This is a genomic window from Halovivax gelatinilyticus (genome assembly GCF_024300625.1).
Taxonomy (GTDB): Archaea; Halobacteriota; Halobacteria; order Halobacteriales; family Natrialbaceae; genus Halovivax; species Halovivax gelatinilyticus.
In genome coordinates this window covers 155,019-173,238 of record NZ_CP101322.1, presented here as the reverse complement: position 1 = coordinate 173,238, position 18,220 = coordinate 155,019, and the positions used below count along the sequence as shown (strand labels likewise).

The 18,220-nt window shown below is 63.4% G+C and carries 17 protein-coding genes; 9 read left to right on the top strand and 8 right to left on the bottom strand.

Features of this window, described 5'->3' with window-relative positions:
- Window positions 1-5: 5 nt before the first annotated feature.
- Entirely contained in the window at window positions 6-2,054 is a 2,049-nt protein-coding gene (locus NKH31_RS00750) for an AMP-binding protein (RefSeq protein ID WP_254863223.1), read from the bottom strand.
- A 122-nt stretch (window positions 2,055-2,176) separates the two neighbouring features.
- On the opposite strand from NKH31_RS00750, the gene NKH31_RS00745 reads away from it, so the two are divergent.
- Together NKH31_RS00745 and NKH31_RS00740 are read left to right on the top strand one after the other, a co-directional pair.
- The gene (locus tag NKH31_RS00745; protein ID WP_254863222.1) at window positions 2,177-2,761 is read left to right on the top strand and encodes a GNAT family N-acetyltransferase; all 585 of its coding nucleotides are present in this window, start codon (window positions 2,177-2,179) and stop codon (window positions 2,759-2,761) included.
- A gap of 116 nt (window positions 2,762-2,877) precedes the next feature.
- Window positions 2,878-4,542 (top strand): acyl-CoA mutase large subunit family protein, encoded by a 1,665-nt coding sequence (locus NKH31_RS00740; RefSeq protein ID WP_254863221.1) that lies wholly within the window; start codon window positions 2,878-2,880, stop codon window positions 4,540-4,542.
- A gap of 99 nt (window positions 4,543-4,641) precedes the next feature.
- Here NKH31_RS00740 and NKH31_RS00735 read toward each other — a convergent pair whose 3' ends face one another.
- Window positions 4,642-6,573, bottom strand: a complete 1,932-nt coding sequence (locus NKH31_RS00735) for an ABC transporter ATP-binding protein (RefSeq protein ID WP_254863220.1) — start codon at window positions 6,571-6,573, stop codon at window positions 4,642-4,644.
- A 177-nt stretch (window positions 6,574-6,750) separates the two neighbouring features.
- On the opposite strand from NKH31_RS00735, the gene mce reads away from it, so the two are divergent.
- The gene (mce, locus tag NKH31_RS00730; RefSeq protein WP_254863219.1) at window positions 6,751-7,134 is read left to right on the top strand and encodes a methylmalonyl-CoA epimerase; all 384 of its coding nucleotides are present in this window, start codon (window positions 6,751-6,753) and stop codon (window positions 7,132-7,134) included.
- A 106-nt stretch (window positions 7,135-7,240) separates the two neighbouring features.
- Here mce and NKH31_RS00725 read toward each other — a convergent pair whose 3' ends face one another.
- Entirely contained in the window at window positions 7,241-7,564 is a 324-nt protein-coding gene (locus NKH31_RS00725) for a YbjQ family protein (protein ID WP_254863218.1), read from the bottom strand.
- 102 nt (window positions 7,565-7,666) lie between these two features.
- Here NKH31_RS00725 and NKH31_RS00720 point away from each other — a divergent pair, with 102 nt between their 5' ends.
- Window positions 7,667-8,062 carry a pyridoxamine 5'-phosphate oxidase family protein gene (locus NKH31_RS00720; RefSeq protein WP_254863217.1) on the top strand — a complete coding sequence of 132 codons (396 nt, stop codon included), beginning with the start codon at window positions 7,667-7,669 and terminating at the stop codon, window positions 8,060-8,062.
- A gap of 73 nt (window positions 8,063-8,135) precedes the next feature.
- Here NKH31_RS00720 and NKH31_RS00715 read toward each other — a convergent pair whose 3' ends face one another.
- Complete coding sequence (locus tag NKH31_RS00715) at window positions 8,136-8,774, bottom strand: ferredoxin--NADP reductase (RefSeq protein ID WP_254863216.1); 639 nt, start codon at window positions 8,772-8,774, stop codon at window positions 8,136-8,138.
- A 188-nt stretch (window positions 8,775-8,962) separates the two neighbouring features.
- Here NKH31_RS00715 and NKH31_RS00710 point away from each other — a divergent pair, with 188 nt between their 5' ends.
- From NKH31_RS00710 to NKH31_RS00690, 5 genes are all read left to right on the top strand, one after another.
- Window positions 8,963-10,720 carry a 2-oxoacid:acceptor oxidoreductase subunit alpha gene (locus tag NKH31_RS00710; RefSeq protein WP_254863215.1) on the top strand — a complete coding sequence of 586 codons (1,758 nt, stop codon included), beginning with the start codon at window positions 8,963-8,965 and terminating at the stop codon, window positions 10,718-10,720.
- Window positions 10,717-11,580, top strand: a complete 864-nt coding sequence (locus tag NKH31_RS00705) for a 2-oxoacid:ferredoxin oxidoreductase subunit beta (protein ID WP_254863214.1) — start codon at window positions 10,717-10,719, stop codon at window positions 11,578-11,580. The genes NKH31_RS00710 and NKH31_RS00705 overlap by 4 nt, the downstream gene beginning before the upstream one ends.
- Before the next feature lie 97 nt (window positions 11,581-11,677).
- Complete coding sequence (locus NKH31_RS00700) at window positions 11,678-12,799, top strand: pyridoxal phosphate-dependent aminotransferase (protein WP_254863213.1); 1,122 nt, start codon at window positions 11,678-11,680, stop codon at window positions 12,797-12,799.
- 142 nt (window positions 12,800-12,941) lie between these two features.
- The gene (locus tag NKH31_RS00695; RefSeq protein ID WP_254863212.1) at window positions 12,942-13,802 is read left to right on the top strand and encodes a UbiA family prenyltransferase; all 861 of its coding nucleotides are present in this window, start codon (window positions 12,942-12,944) and stop codon (window positions 13,800-13,802) included.
- Between the two features lie 106 nt (window positions 13,803-13,908).
- The gene (locus tag NKH31_RS00690; RefSeq protein WP_256547905.1) at window positions 13,909-14,193 is read left to right on the top strand and encodes a translation initiation factor eIF-1A; all 285 of its coding nucleotides are present in this window, start codon (window positions 13,909-13,911) and stop codon (window positions 14,191-14,193) included.
- Between the two features lie 102 nt (window positions 14,194-14,295).
- Here NKH31_RS00690 and NKH31_RS00685 read toward each other — a convergent pair whose 3' ends face one another.
- From NKH31_RS00685 to NKH31_RS00670, 4 genes are all read right to left on the bottom strand, one after another.
- Window positions 14,296-14,709, bottom strand: coding sequence for a hypothetical protein (locus NKH31_RS00685; RefSeq protein WP_254863211.1), 414 nt, complete (start codon window positions 14,707-14,709; stop codon window positions 14,296-14,298).
- Between the two features lie 30 nt (window positions 14,710-14,739).
- Window positions 14,740-15,918 (bottom strand): redox-regulated ATPase YchF, encoded by a 1,179-nt coding sequence (locus NKH31_RS00680; RefSeq protein WP_254863210.1) that lies wholly within the window; start codon window positions 15,916-15,918, stop codon window positions 14,740-14,742.
- Between the two features lie 214 nt (window positions 15,919-16,132).
- Entirely contained in the window at window positions 16,133-16,864 is a 732-nt protein-coding gene (locus NKH31_RS00675; RefSeq protein WP_254863209.1) for a GNAT family N-acetyltransferase, read from the bottom strand.
- 203 nt (window positions 16,865-17,067) lie between these two features.
- On the bottom strand, window positions 17,068-18,159 hold the full coding sequence (locus tag NKH31_RS00670) for a DNA-methyltransferase (RefSeq protein WP_254863208.1): 1,092 nt from the start codon (window positions 18,157-18,159) through the stop codon (window positions 17,068-17,070).
- Window positions 18,160-18,220: the final 61 nt, after the last annotated feature.

The following is an 18,220-nucleotide window of genomic DNA, read 5'->3' as shown; positions in this document are numbered from 1 at the left end:
CAGCGTTACCTTGCGTCTTCGAGCGCGTCGAGCGCCTCCGGGTTCTCGATACTCGAGAGGTCCCCGAGGTCCTCGTCGGTGTAGGTCGCTTCGATGGCTCGACGGATGATCTTGCCCGACTGGGTCTTCGGGAACTCGTCGACGAAGAGGATCTCGCGCGGGCGGAACGGCTTTCCGAGTTCCTCGCCAACCTGCGCTCTGAGCTCCTCGCGGAGTTCGTCGCTCTCGTCTACGTCGTCTTCTACGATCACGTAGCTCACCACCGCGGTTCCAGTCGTGTCGTCCGGCGCGCCGACGGCGGCGGCCTGGTTGACCGCTTCGTGGTCGATGAGCGCACCTTCGACCTCGGCGGGGCCGACCTTTCGGCCAGCGACGTTCAGTGCGTCGTCGGCGCGACCGTGAAGGAACCAGAAGCCGTCTTCGTCTTTCTGGGCCCAATCGCCGTGGTCCCACATGTCGTCGAACGTCGACCAGTACTCCTTCAGATAGCGCTCGTCGCCGGACCACAGCGACTTCGTCATCGACGGACAGGAGTCGCGGGCGACGAGAAACCCGCGCTCGTGTTCGTCGGCGACGGACTCGCCCGTATCGTCGACGATGTCGACGTCCATCCCGAGCCCCGGTCCGCCGAGGGTGCACGGTTTGAGCGGCTGGTCCGGCATCGGCATGAGGAAGCAGCCGCAGATCTCGGTTCCGCCGGAGATGTTGATTATCGGACACTCCCCGCCGCCGACGCGCTCGTAGAACCACAGCCACGACTCCGGATCCCAGGGCTCACCGGTCGAGCCCAGAATCCGAAGCGAAGAGAGGTCGTGCCCGTCGACCCACTCGTCGCCGTACTTGCGAAGCGCGCGGATCGCCGTCGGCGAGATGCCGAACTGGGTGAGATCGTGACGATCGATCATCTGCCAGAATCGATCCGGTTCGGGGTGATCCGGCGCACCCTCGTACATGAAGACGGTGGCACCGAACGTGTGGACGCCGATCAGCGTCCACGGTCCCATCATCCAGCCGATGTCGGACACCCAGAAGAACCGATCGTCGGGTTTGAGATCGAACCCGAAGTGGAGTTCTTTGGCACACTGTAGCTGGACTCCGGCGTGGGTGTGGACGATCCCTTTCGGTTTGCCGGTCGTGCCGGAGGAGTAAAGCAGCATGGACTCCTGGGCGGACGGCAACGACTTCGTCTCGTACTCGTCGGACTGAGGCTCGACGGCGTCGGCCCACCACTCGTCGCGTCCGTCTGTCCACGGAATCTCGATCTCGCTCCCCTCGTCGCTCGCTCCCAGTCGGTCGACGACGAGTACGTGCTCGACGTGTCCAGCCTGCTCGATCGCCTCGTCGGCCGACTCCTTGAGCGTGATCGGGCTCCCGCGGCGGTAGAAGCCGTCGCCGGTTACGAGCACCGAGCACGCGGCGTCTTCGATTCTGGTCGCGATCGCGTCGACGCCGAATCCGGAGAAGATCGGAACGGCGATCGCACCCACCTTGAAACAGCCGTACAGTATCGAGACGACCTCCGGAACCATCGGCATGTAGAGTCCGACCGTGTCACCGGTGTCGACCCCTCGTTCTTCGAGCGCGTTCGCCACGCGATTCGACTGTGCGCGTAGCTCCGCGTAGGTCATCTCCCTGACCTCGCCGTCTTCGCCCTCCCAGACGGTCGCCAGATTGTCTGCACCATCCCCGGCGGCGTGCCGGTCGACGACGTTGTGCGCCACGTTCAGTCGTCCACCGGGATACCAATCCGTAAACTGCGGACCGTCGCGGCTCACGACTTCACCGTTTGCTTCTATCGAGGCGCGCTGGGTCTCGTTGTCGTCGCGAACCGCGTCGTACGGCTCGTCGAAGTCGATGTTCAGGTAGTCGACGAGTTCGTCCCAGAACCACTCGAGTCCGGACGCCTCGACGCCGGCCACCGCGGACGTCGACCGCGTCAGCAACTCGTCGTAGTCGGCGATGTCGTAGACGTCCATGAACCGCCTGACGTTCGTCGCCTCGGCGAATTCTGGCGACGGTTCGTGGACAACCTCGTCGATGGGATCGAGTTCCATGATATGGGTCGTGATTTTCCACACGTCCCGATGAATTTTTCCATCGCAGGGGCCGAACCGCTCTCGCCGTCGGCCTCCGAAATCCCACAAACGCTTTTTTGTCACACCTCCTACGTCCGCCCATGTACGTCCGGGACGCGAAGAACCGAGAAGAGGTCTGGTTGCTCGATCGGATCGAGGAGATGGGCCTCGACGACACGGCGTTCCGCTCGCGAGACTACGTCGTCGCCATCGACGAACTCTCGAACGAAAAGGCCGGATTCGGCCGGATTCGAATCCACAAACAGGACGACGACACCGACGTCTGCGAACTGACGAGCATCGGCGTCCTCGAAACGTGGCGCGAACAGGGCGTCGGCGCGCACGTGATCGAACGGCTGATCGAGTACGCCGGCGACCAGGGCTTCGAGTACGTCTACGCGCTCACCGGTTCCGGGGCCTATCTCGCACAGTTCGGGTTCCGACAGGTAGACGCCGATTCGTTACCACCGGCGCTAGAGGCGCGGCTGGAGGCGAAACGCGAGTCGACGGATCCGGACGCCGTCCCGTACCGCGTCGCCGTCGACCGGTTCGTCGTTCCCGACCGCCTACGAGAGCGGTTCAAAGCAGCGAGCGAACAGGAGCCCGAACCGGCCGACGACACCACCGCCGAGGAGTTCGGAATCGATCCGGAGACGGCGACGTACAAGTACGATACGGGACGGTAAACCCGATTCGAGGCGGCGCGCACGCGACTGAATCTCCCCGTTTCCGATTCGTCGGGTTCGATCCGCACGCGGACGATTCTCAACTTTCAAGCCGCGGGCGCCCGAGAGTTCGGATAATGTTCGATGCCGACGACCTCGAGTCCATCCGCTCGGCGCGCGCGGAGTGGCGCGAGGAGACCGTCGAGCCGGTCGTGGATCGATTCGGCGAGCGAAAGGAACAGTTTAGGACCGACACCAACGGCCAGGCGGTCGACCGGCTGTACACGCCGGGCGACGTGAGCGACCTCGACTACGATACGGACCTGGGGTTCCCGGGCGAGCCGCCGTACACGCGCGGGGTCTACTCCACTGGCTACCGGGGCCGACTGTGGACCATGCGCCAGTACGCCGGGTTCTCGACGCCGGAGGACACGAACGAGCGCTATCACTACCTCCTGGATCAGGGACAGACCGGTCTCTCGATGGCGTTCGACCTACCGACGCAGATGGGCTACGACTCCGACGCGGAGATGGCTGCCGGCGAGGTCGGCAAGGCAGGTGTGGCGATCGATTCACTCGACGACATGCTCACCGTCTTCGACGGCATCCCGCTCGACGAGGTCTCGACCTCGATGACGATCAACGCGCCGGCTTCGGTCCTGCTCGCGATGTACATCGCCGTCGGCGACGAGCAAGGCGTCGACCGGAGCGAACTCCGCGGGACGATCCAGAACGACCTCCTGAAGGAGTACATCGCGCGAAATACCTACATCTACCCGCCAGAGCCGTCGATGCGGATCATCACCGATATCTTCGAGTTCTGTGCCGAAGAGACGCCGAAGTTCAACACCATCTCCATCTCGGGATATCACATCCGCGAGGCCGGTGCGACCGCCGCCCAGGAACTCGCCTTTACCCTCGGAAACGGAATCGAGTACGTCGAGGCGGCCGTCGACGCGGGACTCGACGTCGACGAGTTCGCCCCGCAGCTATCCTTTTTCTTCAACGGGCACAACAACATCTTCGAGGAGGTCGCGAAGTTCCGCGCGGCCCGTCGGATGTGGCACGACGTCATGGACGAGCGATTCGACGCGCAGAACCCGAAGTCGAAGCAGCTCAAGTTTCACACCCAGACGGCGGGGTCGATGCTCACCGCCCAGCAGATCGAGAACAACGTCGTTCGCGTCGCCTACCAGGCGCTGGCCGCCGTCCTCGGGGGTACCCAGAGCCTTCACACCAACGGGAAGGACGAGGCGCTCGCTCTGCCGACCGAACAGTCGGTCAGGACGGCGCTTCGCACCCAGCAAATCCTCGCTCACGAATCGGGTGCCGCCGACACGATCGATCCGCTCGCAGGCAGTTACTACGTCGAGAGTCTTACCAACGAGGTGGAGGCCGACGCCTACGACCTCTTAGACGAGGTCGAAGCGCGCGGCGGGATGCTTGAGGCGGTCGAATCGCGGTGGGTCCAGCGCCAGATTCAGGACACGGCGTTCGACCGCCAGAAGGAGATAGAGTCCGGCGAGCGGATCATCGTCGGGGTAAACGAGTTCGAGGTGGACGAAGAACCAGAAATGGACGTCCAGGAAGTCACCGAGAAAGACCAGCGCAGACAGATCGAGGCGCTCGAATCGACCCGCGAAGACCGCGACGACGAGGCCGCCGAAGCGGCGCTCGAAGCCGTACGTGACGCTGCGCGTGGCGACGACAACCTCATGCCCTACATCATCGACGCCGTGAAAGCCTACGCGACGGTCGGCGAGATCTGTGACGTCCTCCGCGAGGAGTTCGGCGAATACTGAGCCGGGACGACGGTATTCACGTGACTTCTTAGGTACTCGGTCCGCTAACTCAGTGCGTTTTCGGCAGTGAATCGGACGGTTCGTCCCGGCAGGCTTCGATCAATCGTCGGCGCCGATCGGTCGGTGCCCGGCGGTGTCGCGCGTCTGGGACGCCCACAGCTCCGCGTACGTACCTTCGTTGGCGACGAGTTCGTCGTGGGTTCCGGTCTCGATTACCTCGCCGTCGTCCATGACGACGATACGGTCCGCGTCGCGAATCGTCGACAGCCGGTGGGCGATGACGAACGCCGTCCGGTCGGCGGTCAGTTCCTCCAGATTCCGCTGGATGACCGACTCGGTCTCGGTGTCGACGTCGCTCGTCGCCTCGTCCAAGACGATCACGTCCGGGTCGTTGAGGATCGTCCGGGCGATCGAGACGCGCTGGCGCTGACCGCCGGAGAGCTTCACGCCGCGTTCGCCGACCATGGTGCCGTAGCCATCGGGGAGATCCTGTACGAATCGATGTGCGCCCGCGGCGACCGCCGCCTCCTCGATCCGCCTATGGACACGTTCGGGAATCGCTCCGTCCGCTTCGAGCACCGTCTGAAAGAGGTCGCTGTCGCCGTATGCGATGTTCTCGCAGATGGTCCCCGAGAACATGTATGGGTCCTGCTCGACGACACCGATGTTGTCTCTGAGCGTCTGAAGCGAGTACTCGCGCACGTCGGTTCCGTCGATGCGGACGCAACCGTCGTCGACGTCGTAAAACCGCATCGGGAGCTTCATGAGCGTCGACTTACCGGATCCGCTCGTCCCGGCGAACCCGACGGTCTCGCCAGCGTCGACGTCTAGGTCGACGCCATCGAGGATTTGTTCACCCGACTCGTCGTACCGGAAGTTGACGTCGTCGAACGCGACGTCTCCGTCGAACGAGTCGGGACGGACCGGATCGGCCGGCGAACGGACGTCGGCGTCGGTCTCGAGAACGCCAAAGACGCGTTCGGCGCTCGATTTAGCCTTCTGGTAGTTGTTCGCCGTCTTGCCGATTCGCGTCATCGGTCGGTCGAGTTCGCGGAGGTACATGAAGAAGACGACGAACGTGCCGGCGGTGAGCCCGCCCGCGGTGATCGTCGAGCGACCGCCGACGACGAGGATGGCCACGAACATCGCGCCGACGATCAGTCGAAGCGAGGCGAAAAACGCCTTCCTGACCGTAATCGCGTCGATCTTCTCGTCTCGGTAGCCCCGGCTCTGGGTGGCGACCCGGTCGCTCTCTACGTCGTATCGATCGAACGATTTGACGATAGGGGCGCCACCGAGGTTGTTCGCGAGTCTGGTGTTCAACCGGGCGACGAGTTCGCGAATCCGCTTGTACTTCGGTTCGATCCAGACGATGAACTTCGCCGTCGCGAGCGCGATGATCGGGACCGGTGCGAGGACGAGTAAACCGAGCCAGGGCGCCGTATAGAGCATGTAGCCGCCGACGAGCGAAAAGATCATCACCGCCTCCGTGATCTGGCGAAGTTCGTTGTTGAAGAACTCCTCCAGCCGGTTGACGTCGCTGTTTAAGATCGCCATCATCCCGCCCGTCTGGTGGTCGTTGAAGAACGAGAGCGACAGCCGCTGCATGTGATCGTACGTGTCGAGTCTGAGGTCGTGCTGGATTCGCTGGGCGGTGGTCTGGAAGAAGTACCGCGCGCCGAAGTGGGTTACCGCCTGTATCACGTAGGCACCCACCGTGAGCGCGCCGAGGTAGTAGAGCAGGTTCAATCGCTCGCCGACGTTCTCCTCGGGTATCGGCTCGGTCGGAACGAGGCCGGTGGCGGCCAGAAGCTGATCCGTTCCGCCCGTCTGGGTGATGACGAGGTCGATCGCCGCTGCGAGCATGAGCGCGGGAAACAGCCGCGCCGCGCGGTTGATCATCGTCGAGACGAATCCGACCGTGAGCGAAAGCCAGTACGGCGTCGCGTACGCGGCCAGCTTCCACATCGGATTGCCGGCTACCTCCTCGCGAATATCCTCGAAACTCCCGTGCGGATCGGACCCGGTCATGCCGTGAATAGCGCCGTTTACGGCCGTGACTGAAAAGGGCCTGACTTCCGGTAACGTTGACCACCTCTCGGGTGCGGTGACGGTCTCCGATCGCTGAACGGGGTCGTCGTACTCGCCGGAGATACCAGCCGGCCCGAGAGCGCAACACTCTCAATACCCGCCATCCGACCGTTTCCCATGGAATTTGATCACGCCGGGATCGCGACCGACGACGTCGACGCGTTGGCGACGCTGTTCGGCGAGCTGTGCGGGTTCGACGTCGCCCACGAAGAGACGTTCGACGGCATGCGCGTCGTCTTTCTCGAGGTCGGAAACGGCTACCTCGAACTGCTCGAACCCGAAGACGGCGGCACCATCGCCCGCTATCTCGACGAACACGGACCGGGAATTCACCACCTCGCCTTCGAGACGGACGACGTCGCCGGCGCCATCGAGCGGGCCCGCGAGCTGGACGTCACTCCCGTCGACGAAGAACCCAGACCGGGCGCGTGGGGACACGACGTCGCGTTCTTGCACCCGAAGGACACGGGCGGCGTCCTCGTCGAGTTCGTCGAGCACTAGCGACGGGCTGACGACCGTCGCCGATCGTACATCGCCGTCGAGCCCGTCCCCTCGGCGACAGCGACAGGCGAAGCCGTACACCCGTACCGTCGAGCGTGGACGGCGGTTACCGAAGCTTCACCGCCGTCCCGTAGGCCAGCACTTCGGAGCCGCCGTTGGTGATCTGCGACGTTTCGAGTCTGACGTTGACGACCGCGTCAGCGCCCATCTCTTCGGCGTCCGCTGCCATCCGATCGATCGCCTCGTCGCGCGCTTTCGTGAGGAGATCGGAGTACGCCTTGAGTTCGCCGCCGACGACGTTTCGAAGTCCCTGAGTGATATCGCGCCCGACGTTTCTCGCTTCGACCGTGTTTCCGCGGGCGATTCCGAGCGATTCGACGATTTCGGCATCTGGTATCGTCTCGGTGTTCGTTAGTTTCACACGAAACATTCGAGTACTAACGTAATAACTGTTTACCTCGTTGACTTGTTTCGTAGTGTCGGCCGGGCGCATGTGCATGAACATAAGGCAACGGGCCGAGAGTGTCTCGTAATGGCATCGACGACTATCCCGGAGGCGTTCTACGACCTCTTCGAGAAACGGACGTTCGCTCACTTCGCCACAGTTACCGACGACGGGTCGCCGCACGTGACGCCGGTCTGGATCGACTACGATTCGGAGTCGAATCGGTTACTCGTCAACACCGAACGCGGTCGGCGCAAGGAACGAAACGTCGTCGCGAATCCGTCGGTCGGCTTGAGCATGGTCGACCCGGACGATCCGTATCGCTACCTCTCCGTGATTGGCGAGGTTGACGAGATCACCACCGACGGCGCGCGCGAGCACGCGGACGTTCTCGCCGGCCGGTATACCGGAACCGCGGAGTACCCGAGCGAGATACGAACCGAACGCGTTTTACTCGAAATTAGACCGGTCGAAGTGCTGTAACCGGGAGAGTCAGAGTAGGCCGATCGAGGAACTGTAACCGAGAGGTGGCCGTAATCGATCGGTCGGGTGTTGGTCACCCGAAGTTCTCGATGAGCGCTTCGTCCGCATTGCCGCCGGCCGACTCGATCGCGTCGGCGACCGTCTGGACGAACGCCGCAAAGCCGAACGCGTAGATCTGACCGTGATCGACCGCGTCGTCGATCGCCGCGTGGAGTCCCTCCTCGTCGCCGTCGTCGAGAACCGTCACGGGGACGCCGGCCGCCTCGAGCGAGTCCAGTCGATTTTCGTGGGCCACGTCTGCGTCCTGGTAGATCACGTTTGCCGTGTGGCCGGCTTCTAGCGCTGCTTCGGCGATGGCCACTGCGGGGCCGATCCCCGGCCCGCCGGCGATCGCGACGACGTCCTGATCACCTTCGTAGGTTATCTCGCCGAACGGGCCCTCGACATCGACGGTGTCGCCCGGTTCGCGCGAGGCGAGCCACGGCGAGAGGTCGCCGTCCGGGTCGACGCCGACGGTCACTTCGAATCGCTCGTCGACCGACGGTGACGAGAGGGTGTAGTGGCGGGCGATCTCCTCGTCGTCCGGGCTCGCCCGTAGCAACACGAACTGGCCGGGAAGCGCGTCGAACGCGTCGGGCGTTTCGAGTTCCAGTGCTATCGTCTCGGGGCCGACGTCCCGCACGTCCGCGACCGTCACCGAAGTCCGGTTCATGCGGTCGCTTGGGCCGTCCCCCTCAAAGGGATTGCTCTCTCGAGGAACGCCGACGCGATTGGTCACCGGTAGGACGAAGGAATCCGGCAATCACTGCCCGTACATCCGCCGCTACGCCGTTTTCTCGGAACTGCGTGCTGGGGGTTTCAGAACCCTTTTCTGCTCCCCCGGGTAAGGGCCGCTAGAACATGGCTGCAGATCTCAACTGGGCCATCGGCGGCGAAGCCGGGGATGGAATAGATTCCACCGGCAAGATCTTCGCCCAGGCACTCGCCCGGGCCGGACGGCACGTATTCACCTCGAAGGATTTCGCGTCACGTATCCGAGGTGGCTACACCGCATACAAGATCCGGACGTCCGTCGATGACGTCCAGAGCGTCGTCGATCGCCTCGACATTCTCGTCGCGCTTACCCAGCGCACCATCGACGAGAATCTCGACGAAATGCACGAGGGTAGCGCAGTGATCTACGACGGCGAACGCTCCTGGGAAGCGGAGATCCCCGAGGAGATTACCGCCGTCGACGTTCCGCTCAAGTCGCTGGCCGAGGAGGCCGGTGGCGCGATCATGCGAAACGTCGTCGCCCTCGGCGCGGCGTGTGAAATTACCGGCTTCGACGTCGCGTACCTCGACGAAGCACTCGAAAAGCGCTTCGGCGGAAAAGGATCGAAAATCGTCGAGAACAATAAGGAAGCCGCCCGCCTGGGACAGGAGTACGTCGCGGAGGAGTACGACCTCTCTCACCTCGGCTACGAGATGGAGACGACCGACGCCGACTACGTGCTGTTAAACGGCGACGAGGCGATCGGCATGGGCGCCATCGCCGCCGGCTGTAAGTTCTACGCCGGCTACCCGATCACTCCTGCTACCGCCGTCATGGAGTACCTCACCGGGCGGATCGAACAGTTCGGCGGCCACGTCGTCCAGGCCGAGGACGAACTATCGGCGATCAACATGGCTCTCGGTGCGGCTCGCGCGGGCGCCCGATCGATGACCGCCACGTCCGGACCGGGTATCGACCTGATGACCGAGACGTTCGGCCTCATCGCGACCAGCGAGACGCCGCTGGTCATCGTCGACGTCATGCGCTCTGGTCCCTCGACCGGCATGCCGACGAAGCAAGAGCAGGGCGACCTCAACATGCTGCTGTACGGCGGCCACGGCGAGATCCCCCGGTTCGTCCTCGCACCGACGACGATCGACGAGTGCTTCTGGAAGACGATCGAGGCGTTCAACCTGGCCGAAACGTACCAGACGCCGGTCTATCTCGTCGGCGACCTCGCGATGGCGGTCACCGAGCAGACGTTCCCGCCGGAGGCGTTCGACATGGACGCAGTCGAGATCGACCGCGGCAAGCTCGTCGACGACGAGGAGGTAGACGAGTGGGTAGACGAGAAGGGTCGCTTCCGCGCACACGCGAACACCGACGACGGTATCAGCCCGCGGGCGATCCCCGGGACGGTCGACGGGGCGCACATGTCGACGGGTCTCGAGCACGACGAACTGGGTCGACGAACCGAAGACACCGACGTCCGCGTCGAGCAGGTCGACAAACGCAACCGGAAGGTCGAGACGGCGATCGAGCGAGAAGACTGGGAGTACCGTGAGTTCGGCGATCCGGACGCAGACGACCTCGTCATCTCCTGGGGCTCGAACGAGGGCGCCCTCGTCGAGGCGCTCGACCGCCTCGAAGACGACGGCGTGAGCGTTCGTGTCCTCTCGGTTCCGTACATCTTCCCGCGGCCGGACCTCACCGAAGAGATCGAGGCCGCAAACGACGTCATCGTCGTCGAGTGTAACGCCACCGGCCAGTTCGCCAACCTGATCGAACACGACGCGCTCACCCGCGTCAAGCGTATCAACAAGTACACCGGCGTCCGGTTCAAAGCGGACGAACTCGCCGCACAGATCCAAGAGCGACTCGCCGAGGAGGTGCCAGCCCAATGAGCTCAGACGTCAGATTCACCGACTTCAAGTCCGATAAGCAACCCACGTGGTGTCCCGGCTGCGGCGATTTCGGGACGATGAACGGCATGATGAAAGCGCTCGCGAACACCGGAAACGATCCGGACAACACGTTCGTCGTCGCGGGGATCGGCTGTTCCGGAAAGATCGGGACCTACATGCACAGCTACGCACTCCACGGGGTTCACGGCCGTGCGTTGCCCGTCGGTACGGGCGTGAAGATGGCCCGTCCCGACATCGAAGTGATGGTCGCCGGCGGCGACGGTGACGGCTACTCGATCGGCGCGGGCCACTTCGTTCACGCGGTTCGTCGAAACGTCGACATGAGCTACGTCGTCATGGACAACCGCATCTACGGGCTGACGAAGGGCCAGGCGTCGCCGACCTCGCGGTCGGATTTCGAGACGTCGACGACGCCCGACGGGTCACAGCAGCCACCCGTCAACCCGCTCGCGCTCGCGCTCGCCTCCGGAGCGACGTTCATCGCTCAGTCGTTCGCCTCGGACGCGTTGCGACACACCGAGATCGTCGAGGCGGCGATCGAGCACGACGGCTTCGGCTTCGTCAACGTTTTCAGCCCCTGCGTGACGTTCAACGACGTCGACACCTACGACTACTTCCGCGACACGCTGATCGACTTAGACGAGGAAGGCCACGATCCGACGGACGCCGACGCCGCCAAGGAGGTCATCCTCGACGCGGACAAGGAGTACCAGGGCATCATCTATCAGGACGAAAACTCCGTCCCGTATCACGAACTCCACGGCGTCACGGGGGACATGTCCGAGGTACCGGAGGGTGCGCCAGAGGGCGCGATGGACCTGGTTCGGGAGTTCTACTGAGTACCCGCCCGGTTTCTACGCTCATCCGAGCGCCATTTTTCGTCTGAAGTGACCGGCAACATCAACAGTTATCGGGGTCGGGCGACACCGCTTTGGTATGACGGACTTCTCTGCGCGAGTCGAATCCGTGTCGATCAGCGGCATTCGAGAGGTGTTCGAGGCAGCGAGCGACGACGCCATCAATCTCGGGATCGGTCAGCCGGACTTTCCGACGCCCGAACACGCCTCCCGCGCGGCGGTCGAGGCGATCGAGGCGAACGAGACGGATCCGTACACGTCGAACAAGGGAATCTTGCCCCTTCGCGAGGCGATTTCTGCCGCCTACGACCGCACGTACGGGCTTTCGATCGATCCGGCGGACGTGATCGCGACGGCTGGCGGCAGCGAAGCGCTCCACCTCGTCCTCGAAGCACACGTCGACCCTGGCGAGGAGGTCATCTTTCCCGATCCGGGGTTCGTCGCCTACGACGCGCTCACGCGAATTGCTGGTGGCGACCCGAAACCGATCGACCTTCGCGAGGATCTCACGCTCGACCCGGCGGCCGTCGAGGCGGCGATAACTGACGAGACGGCGGCGTTCATCGTCAACAGCCCGGGGAACCCGACGGGTGCCGTTCAATCGGAAGCCGATATGCGCGAGTTCGCCCGGATCGCAGACGAACACGACGTGCTCTGTCTCTCCGACGAGGTCTACGAGCACATCGTCTTCGACGGCACACACCGCTCGCCGATGGAGTTCGCCTCGACGGACAACGTCGTCGTCGTCAGCGCCTGTTCGAAGACGTACTCGATGACCGGCTGGCGGCTGGGCTGGGTCGTCGGGTCGAACCGCCGGATCGAGCGAATGCTCAGAGTTCACCAGTACGTCCAGGCCTGTGCGTCCGCCCCGGCCCAGTACGCGGCCGAGGCCGCGCTGTCGGGCCCGCAGGACACCGTCGACGAGATGGTCGCCTCGTTCGAAGCGCGTCGCGACGTCGTCCTCGACGGACTCGAAGACGCCGGCTTGCGAGTACCGACCCCGCAGGGTGCGTTCTACGCGATGCCGGAGGTTCCCGACGGCTGGTGTGACGAGGTCATCGATCGTGACGTCATCGTGGTTCCGGGTGAGGCGTTCGGCCAGAACGGCGCCGGGTACGCGCGAATCTCGTACGCGACGGCGATGGAAGAGTTAAAAGAGGCCCTCGAGATACTCGGCTCGGCGACGCGCGCCGTGCAGTAAGCGGTCCGATATATAGTCCTCGGTCAGCTTTCAATCACGGGGCCAGTACCGGGTCTCGCGTATCGCACCGTTTTCTTCGTCTCGCTTGCCATCGTGAGCGACGACCCCGACAGTTATCCCGCAGATCGTGGTGGGTCTCGTCATGGCCGTCTCCCGTCACGGGTCGGGACTGCGCGCCGACCTCGGCGCGTTCGCCTCGCAGATCCACCCAGTCTTCATGCTTCCGCCCGTGGCATCGTCGTTATTCGGTGCGATACTGGCCGGATCGATCGCTCCCGCGACGGCGACCGCCCACGCCGTCGCGATCTTCGCGGCCGTTTACACGGCTCATGTCAAGGACGGCTACGTCGACTTTCACGTTCGCGGGGAGGACGACGATCACCCGTTGACGGTCGCTGGTTGTCGCGCCGGCCTCGTCGGTGCAACGGTCGTCTTTGCGGTTTCGACGATCGCCCTCGCCGTGTGGGTCGATCTCGTCGCCGTCGCGCTGACGGTCCCGACCTGGCTGATCGCCTACCACCACGCGCCACAACTCGACGTCCATCCGCTCGGGGCGACGCTTGGGTATCCGGTCGGGATCGGACTCGCCCTTCTCGGCGGCTATTACGTACAGGCGCTTACGATAGACCTCACCCCGCTCGGTTTCGCGACCGTCTTCGTCGTAATCTTGACGGGGATCAAGATCGTCGACGATTCGACCGACGTCGGGTACGACCGATCGATCGGCAAACGCACGGTCGCCGTCGTCATCGGGTCCGATCGGGCGTTTCGACTCGCCTACGTCCTGCTGGCCCTCGGATTGGCCGGTGTGACGGCGCTCGCGTTAGTCGGTGTCTTTCCCCCTGGAAGCCTGCTCGCCGTCGGCGCGCTCGGGACCGTCGCGTTCGTCGCTCGACGGGCGAGTCCGCAGATTGCGACGATGTTGCTGATCCGGGGCTGTTACGTCTTTCTCGCCGTCCTCGTCGCGGCGGTCTGGTTCGAACCGACGGTCGTCCTGTGGTGAGCGACCGAGCGCCGGGAGGTGTCGTCTTCTGGAGCTACTTCCTGCAAATTGTTCCATGATAGCATGCTTCCCTCCCACTTATACGGCGTCCGGTCCAAATACACTCATGAGCGAAGAATCCGGGCGGCGGAACCTCCGCATGCCCTCGAACGACGAAGTATTCGCCGTCGTAACCGACCATCTCGGCGGCAATCACGTTCGTCTCCGCTGTGCAGACGGCGTCGAACGTCTGGGACGAATTCCCGGCCGAATGAAGTACCGAACGTGGATCGAAGAGGACGACGTAGTCGTCGCCGAACCGTGGGACTGGCAGGACGAGAAGGCGACCATCGAGTGGCGCTACACCAGCCAGGACGCCACGCAGCTTCGACGGGAAGGCCACATCGACTGATCGACGATTTTTGCGGTCGCGTCTGTCGGTTTTCGGCCGAACCTATCTGAGAGTCACCACAGTCTCCCAATCGACCCGTAGCGTGAGAGCCGATTCCGGCGGTCACCGCAATCGTTGATCGAGCGCGGTACAGCGATCGATCCAGCGCCGTTCGAAGGTCGCTTCGTCGACGACGCGACCGACGAGATCTCGCGGCGACGTGATCTGCGCGTCGAGACACCACTCGACACAGCGAGCGTAGAGCGGCGCGTACTCGTCGGGTTCGACGATTTCGACGCACAGATCGTCGCCACCGAAGAGGTGTACGGCGAGCGCTCGCGTGTGTCCGTCGATGCAGACGTACTGAGCCAGGTTCCGTTTGCGCTCCGGGCGGTCGAGCGCCTCCGTTCGGTGGACGGTGATCGGATCGTAGGTCGGTTCGTCGGGATTCATCCACGCGAGGACGTCGACCAGTTTGGTCCGATCGATCAGCAATTGGCTCGGTTGACAGTCGGTAATCGAGATCGTCTGCGTCATGGGGTGATGCGTGTCAGGATCGACGTCTCTTCAGGCCGTCGAGACGATTTTGATGACGTCTCCTTCTTCGAGTTCGTAGCTATCGGAGATCTCACGAGCGGACTTCGCGTCGACGGCGTGGAGGTAGCCGTCGCCGATGTCCGAGTGAACCTCGTACGCGAGATCGACGGGCGTCGAACCGGTCGGTAGCAAGAAGGCGTCGGGGAGGACGTTGCCGCTGCCGTCGGACCACTTCGAGGCGTCCTCGACTGGATAGGCCGTGAGGTGGTCGAGCAGGTCGTAGACGGCGTAATCCAGGGCTGCTTGCACGCCGGTGCCATCCCAGTCGTCCATCGTCTCGGCGAGCCCGTCGAGTGCCTCTCGCTGGGCGTCGTTCACCCCGCCGGATATCTCGAGCGTTTCGTCGCCCGGATCGTACGCGATCAGGTCCGCGTCAGCCGCTCTGCGCAGCGCGAGTTCGCCCTCGGCGGTGGTCGCGATTACGGGTTTATCGAGTTTGAGGAGGCGTTCGACGTTTTCTGCCGGCGCGAGATCGATCTTGTTCGCGGCGACGACGATCGGTTTCGTGCGTTCGCGGACCGCCGTTGCCAGCGCCTCCCGGTGTTCGTCGTCCCACTGGATCGGATCGGACGGGTACGAGAGATCCCTGAGGATGGTCGCGATGTCGGTCGGCGAGGCGCCAAAGCCCGAGAGCATCTCGGCGAGTTCGTCGTCGAGGTCGAAGTCGGGCGAGCGCGAGGCGCGCTCGATTCCCTCCCAGTTCCGGTCGACGATCCCGGCGAGCCACATGTCCATCTCGGTCTCGATGAAGTCGACGTCGTCGATCGGATCGTGCGAACCGACGTCGACGGGTTCGCCTTTCTCGTTCGTTCCGCCCGAGGCGTCGACGACGTTGACGATGACGTCGGCGTTCGTCAACTCGTCGAGAAACTGGTTTCCGAGCCCCTTGCCCTCGTGGGCGCCCGGAACCAGGCCGGCGACGTCGATCAGTTCGACGGGCACGTATCGCTTCCCGTCCCGGCAGTCGTCGCTGTTACACCGTTCGTCTCGCTCCAGACATGGACAGGACGTCCGGACGTAGCTGACGCCCCGGTTCGCGTCGATCGTCGTGAACGGGTAGTTGGCGACGTCGACCTCGGCCATGGTCGCCGCGGTGTAGAACGTGGACTTGCCGGCGTTTGGCTTTCCGGCAAGCGCGATCGAGAGCATACTGGAGGTTACTCGATACCGGAGAATTGTCTTTCGGTTCGAGGACATTCGGTCGGGGTCGATAACTCTGTCTACCCGTTCGATCGAACGAAACACGCCACCGTTGGCCGCCCTCACGGTTCCATATGCAGTGTGAGTAATTCATCCGCGAGCGTACATTCCGAGCGAATTGTCCCCGGGCTGGTGAATAACTCCTGAGGAGCGACCGAGTCGATTAGAGCGAGACTGCCATCATGACCTCGTCGACGTACTCGCCGTCGATCTTGTAGTGGCCCTCTCGAACGGCTTCGGTCTCCCAGCCGTGTTCTTCGAGAAACGAGATCGCGACCTCGTTGGTCGACGGCGCGCTGTTGTACACCTTCTCGTATCCCTTCGAGCCGGCCCACTCGAGCCCCCGAGAGAGGAGGTGGGAACCGATTCCGTGGCTGCGGTACTCCTCGATGACGCCGACGGTGAGTTCTGCGGTGTGAGTCAGCTTGTCGAGTTCGGGAGCGTGGAGGTGCACCCAGCCGACGACCTCGTCGTCGACGGTCGCGACGAAGAACATCCGGGATTCGATCTCGTTGTGCCTGAGGAGGGCGTTCTGGTGGTCGATCTCGTCGGCGACGCTCTCGGCGACGATGTAGGTTCGTTCCTCGGCGACCTGCCGGATCGCCCCGACGATCCCGGCGAGGTCTTCCTGGCGAGCCGGTCGGATGTGAAACGAGAACTCGTCCGTTCGGTACTCCTCTTCGGCACCGGCGTCGAGGGCGACGTGGTAGGTACCATCCTTTGCCGTCAGGTACCCGTCTCGTTTCAAGATCGCGACGTGGTGTCTGAGCCCGCCCGGATCGACGGGGAGTTCGCGTTCCAGTTCGTCCATCGAGGCGGTCCCGTGTCGCTCGACGTACTGATAGATCGCCTCCCGATCCGTGTGACCGAACTCCAGACTGTCGGCTATTCCCATGCGACCTGATAGCGCACCACATCACTTAACTGTTTACCGGTCTCCGGTGAAACTGACGTTCCGGAGAAGAACGCCACGAGCGACTTTCGATGAGACGGAATTACAGATAACTCGCGGCGTATCGGTGCAGGGAGCGTTGCAACTCGGTGTGGAAAACAGTGCGTACGGGCCGGTTCACCCCGTCTACTCCGGCGTTGTGCTTCTCAGTTCGAGTCGGGAACTCGTTCTGGTTCGAGTTCCTCGCTGTCGATGGGTTCGTGGCGTGTTCGGTACGTGATGGTCGATCGGTCCCGATCGGTCTCGACGTCTGTCACCCCGTAGAACCTGATCTCGCGCTCTTGCTTTGTTGTCACGGGGACGTCGTAGTGCGTTGCGTCGTAAGAGAACGAGTTTCCGTCGTCGCGACGCTGGGCGACGAACGCTCGGTGACGATCGAGGCGCTGTCGTGTCACCGACCGCGAAAGTGACGGTACCGACTCGACCCGATCGGCGAAGACGTCGGCGAATCCGGGATCTAGTTCACAGCCGATCGAGTGTCTACCCGCACACATCGCGGCGAGCGACGTCGTCCCGGTGCCCCAGAACGGATCGAGAACCGTGTCGCCGTGCGCGCTGTACATGCAACACAGTCGGTAGGGGATCTCGAACGGAAACGCCGCCGAGCGTTCGCGAAGCTCCTCGGCCTTTAGCTCCTGAAGTTCGCCCCGGACGGCCGTCCAGAGGTCCGAGAACCACTGATTTCGTTCCTCCCAGAAGTACGCCGCCTCGTACCGCCGATCCGCCCCCGGTTCGTAGGACCGACGCTCGCCGCCCTTCCGAAAGATAAGGATGTGTTCGTGCTCGAGCGTCACGTACGCGTTCGGCGGGAGCATCCCGCTTCCCATGAACTTCGCCGCGCTGTTGGTCGGCTTTCGCCAGAGCACGTCGGGAAGCGGATCGAAGCCGCGCGATTCGAACGCAGAGAGGATCCGCGCGTGATTTGGATAGACGCGAAAGGAGCCGTCGATCGACCGCGTCGCGTCGCCGACGTTGATACACGCGATTCCGCCGTCGACGAGAACGCGCTCCAGTTCGTCCCAGACGCGTCCGAGCTGGGCGTGCATCGCGTCGAACGCCGCCCGGCCGTCTCCAGCGTCCAGCGCTCGTCCGATCTCGGGATCGAGTTCGACGAACAGCTCGTCCCACATCTCGATCATCGGATACGGTGGCGACGTTACGACCAGCTCGACAGACTCGTCGCAGATCGCATCGAGTTCGCGTGAATCACCGATCAGTACGCGATGAGTCGTCTCCATCGATCAACTCTGGCGGCGACGATCCCTTAGCTCTATCGTACCGCCCGATTCAATCGACGAT

What these genes read in the sequence shown, in the direction of transcription:
- NKH31_RS00750 (WP_254863223.1), bottom strand. Translation starts at nt 2,054, where the DNA reads ATGGAACTCGATCCCATCGACGAGGTTGTCCACGAACCGTCGCCAGAA.
- NKH31_RS00745 (WP_254863222.1), top strand. Translation starts at nt 2,177, where the DNA reads ATGTACGTCCGGGACGCGAAGAACCGAGAAGAGGTCTGGTTGCTCGAT.
- NKH31_RS00740 (WP_254863221.1), top strand. Translation starts at nt 2,878, where the DNA reads ATGTTCGATGCCGACGACCTCGAGTCCATCCGCTCGGCGCGCGCGGAG.
- NKH31_RS00735 (WP_254863220.1), bottom strand. Translation starts at nt 6,573, where the DNA reads ATGACCGGGTCCGATCCGCACGGGAGTTTCGAGGATATTCGCGAGGAG.
- mce (WP_254863219.1), top strand. Translation starts at nt 6,751, where the DNA reads ATGGAATTTGATCACGCCGGGATCGCGACCGACGACGTCGACGCGTTG.
- NKH31_RS00725 (WP_254863218.1), bottom strand. Translation starts at nt 7,564, where the DNA reads ATGTTTCGTGTGAAACTAACGAACACCGAGACGATACCAGATGCCGAA.
- NKH31_RS00720 (WP_254863217.1), top strand. Translation starts at nt 7,667, where the DNA reads ATGGCATCGACGACTATCCCGGAGGCGTTCTACGACCTCTTCGAGAAA.
- NKH31_RS00715 (WP_254863216.1), bottom strand. Translation starts at nt 8,774, where the DNA reads ATGAACCGGACTTCGGTGACGGTCGCGGACGTGCGGGACGTCGGCCCC.
- NKH31_RS00710 (WP_254863215.1), top strand. Translation starts at nt 8,963, where the DNA reads ATGGCTGCAGATCTCAACTGGGCCATCGGCGGCGAAGCCGGGGATGGA.
- NKH31_RS00705 (WP_254863214.1), top strand. Translation starts at nt 10,717, where the DNA reads ATGAGCTCAGACGTCAGATTCACCGACTTCAAGTCCGATAAGCAACCC.
- NKH31_RS00700 (WP_254863213.1), top strand. Translation starts at nt 11,678, where the DNA reads ATGACGGACTTCTCTGCGCGAGTCGAATCCGTGTCGATCAGCGGCATT.
- NKH31_RS00695 (WP_254863212.1), top strand. Translation starts at nt 12,942, where the DNA reads ATGGCCGTCTCCCGTCACGGGTCGGGACTGCGCGCCGACCTCGGCGCG.
- NKH31_RS00690 (WP_256547905.1), top strand. Translation starts at nt 13,909, where the DNA reads ATGAGCGAAGAATCCGGGCGGCGGAACCTCCGCATGCCCTCGAACGAC.
- NKH31_RS00685 (WP_254863211.1), bottom strand. Translation starts at nt 14,709, where the DNA reads ATGACGCAGACGATCTCGATTACCGACTGTCAACCGAGCCAATTGCTG.
- NKH31_RS00680 (WP_254863210.1), bottom strand. Translation starts at nt 15,918, where the DNA reads ATGCTCTCGATCGCGCTTGCCGGAAAGCCAAACGCCGGCAAGTCCACG.
- NKH31_RS00675 (WP_254863209.1), bottom strand. Translation starts at nt 16,864, where the DNA reads ATGGGAATAGCCGACAGTCTGGAGTTCGGTCACACGGATCGGGAGGCG.
- NKH31_RS00670 (WP_254863208.1), bottom strand. Translation starts at nt 18,159, where the DNA reads ATGGAGACGACTCATCGCGTACTGATCGGTGATTCACGCGAACTCGAT.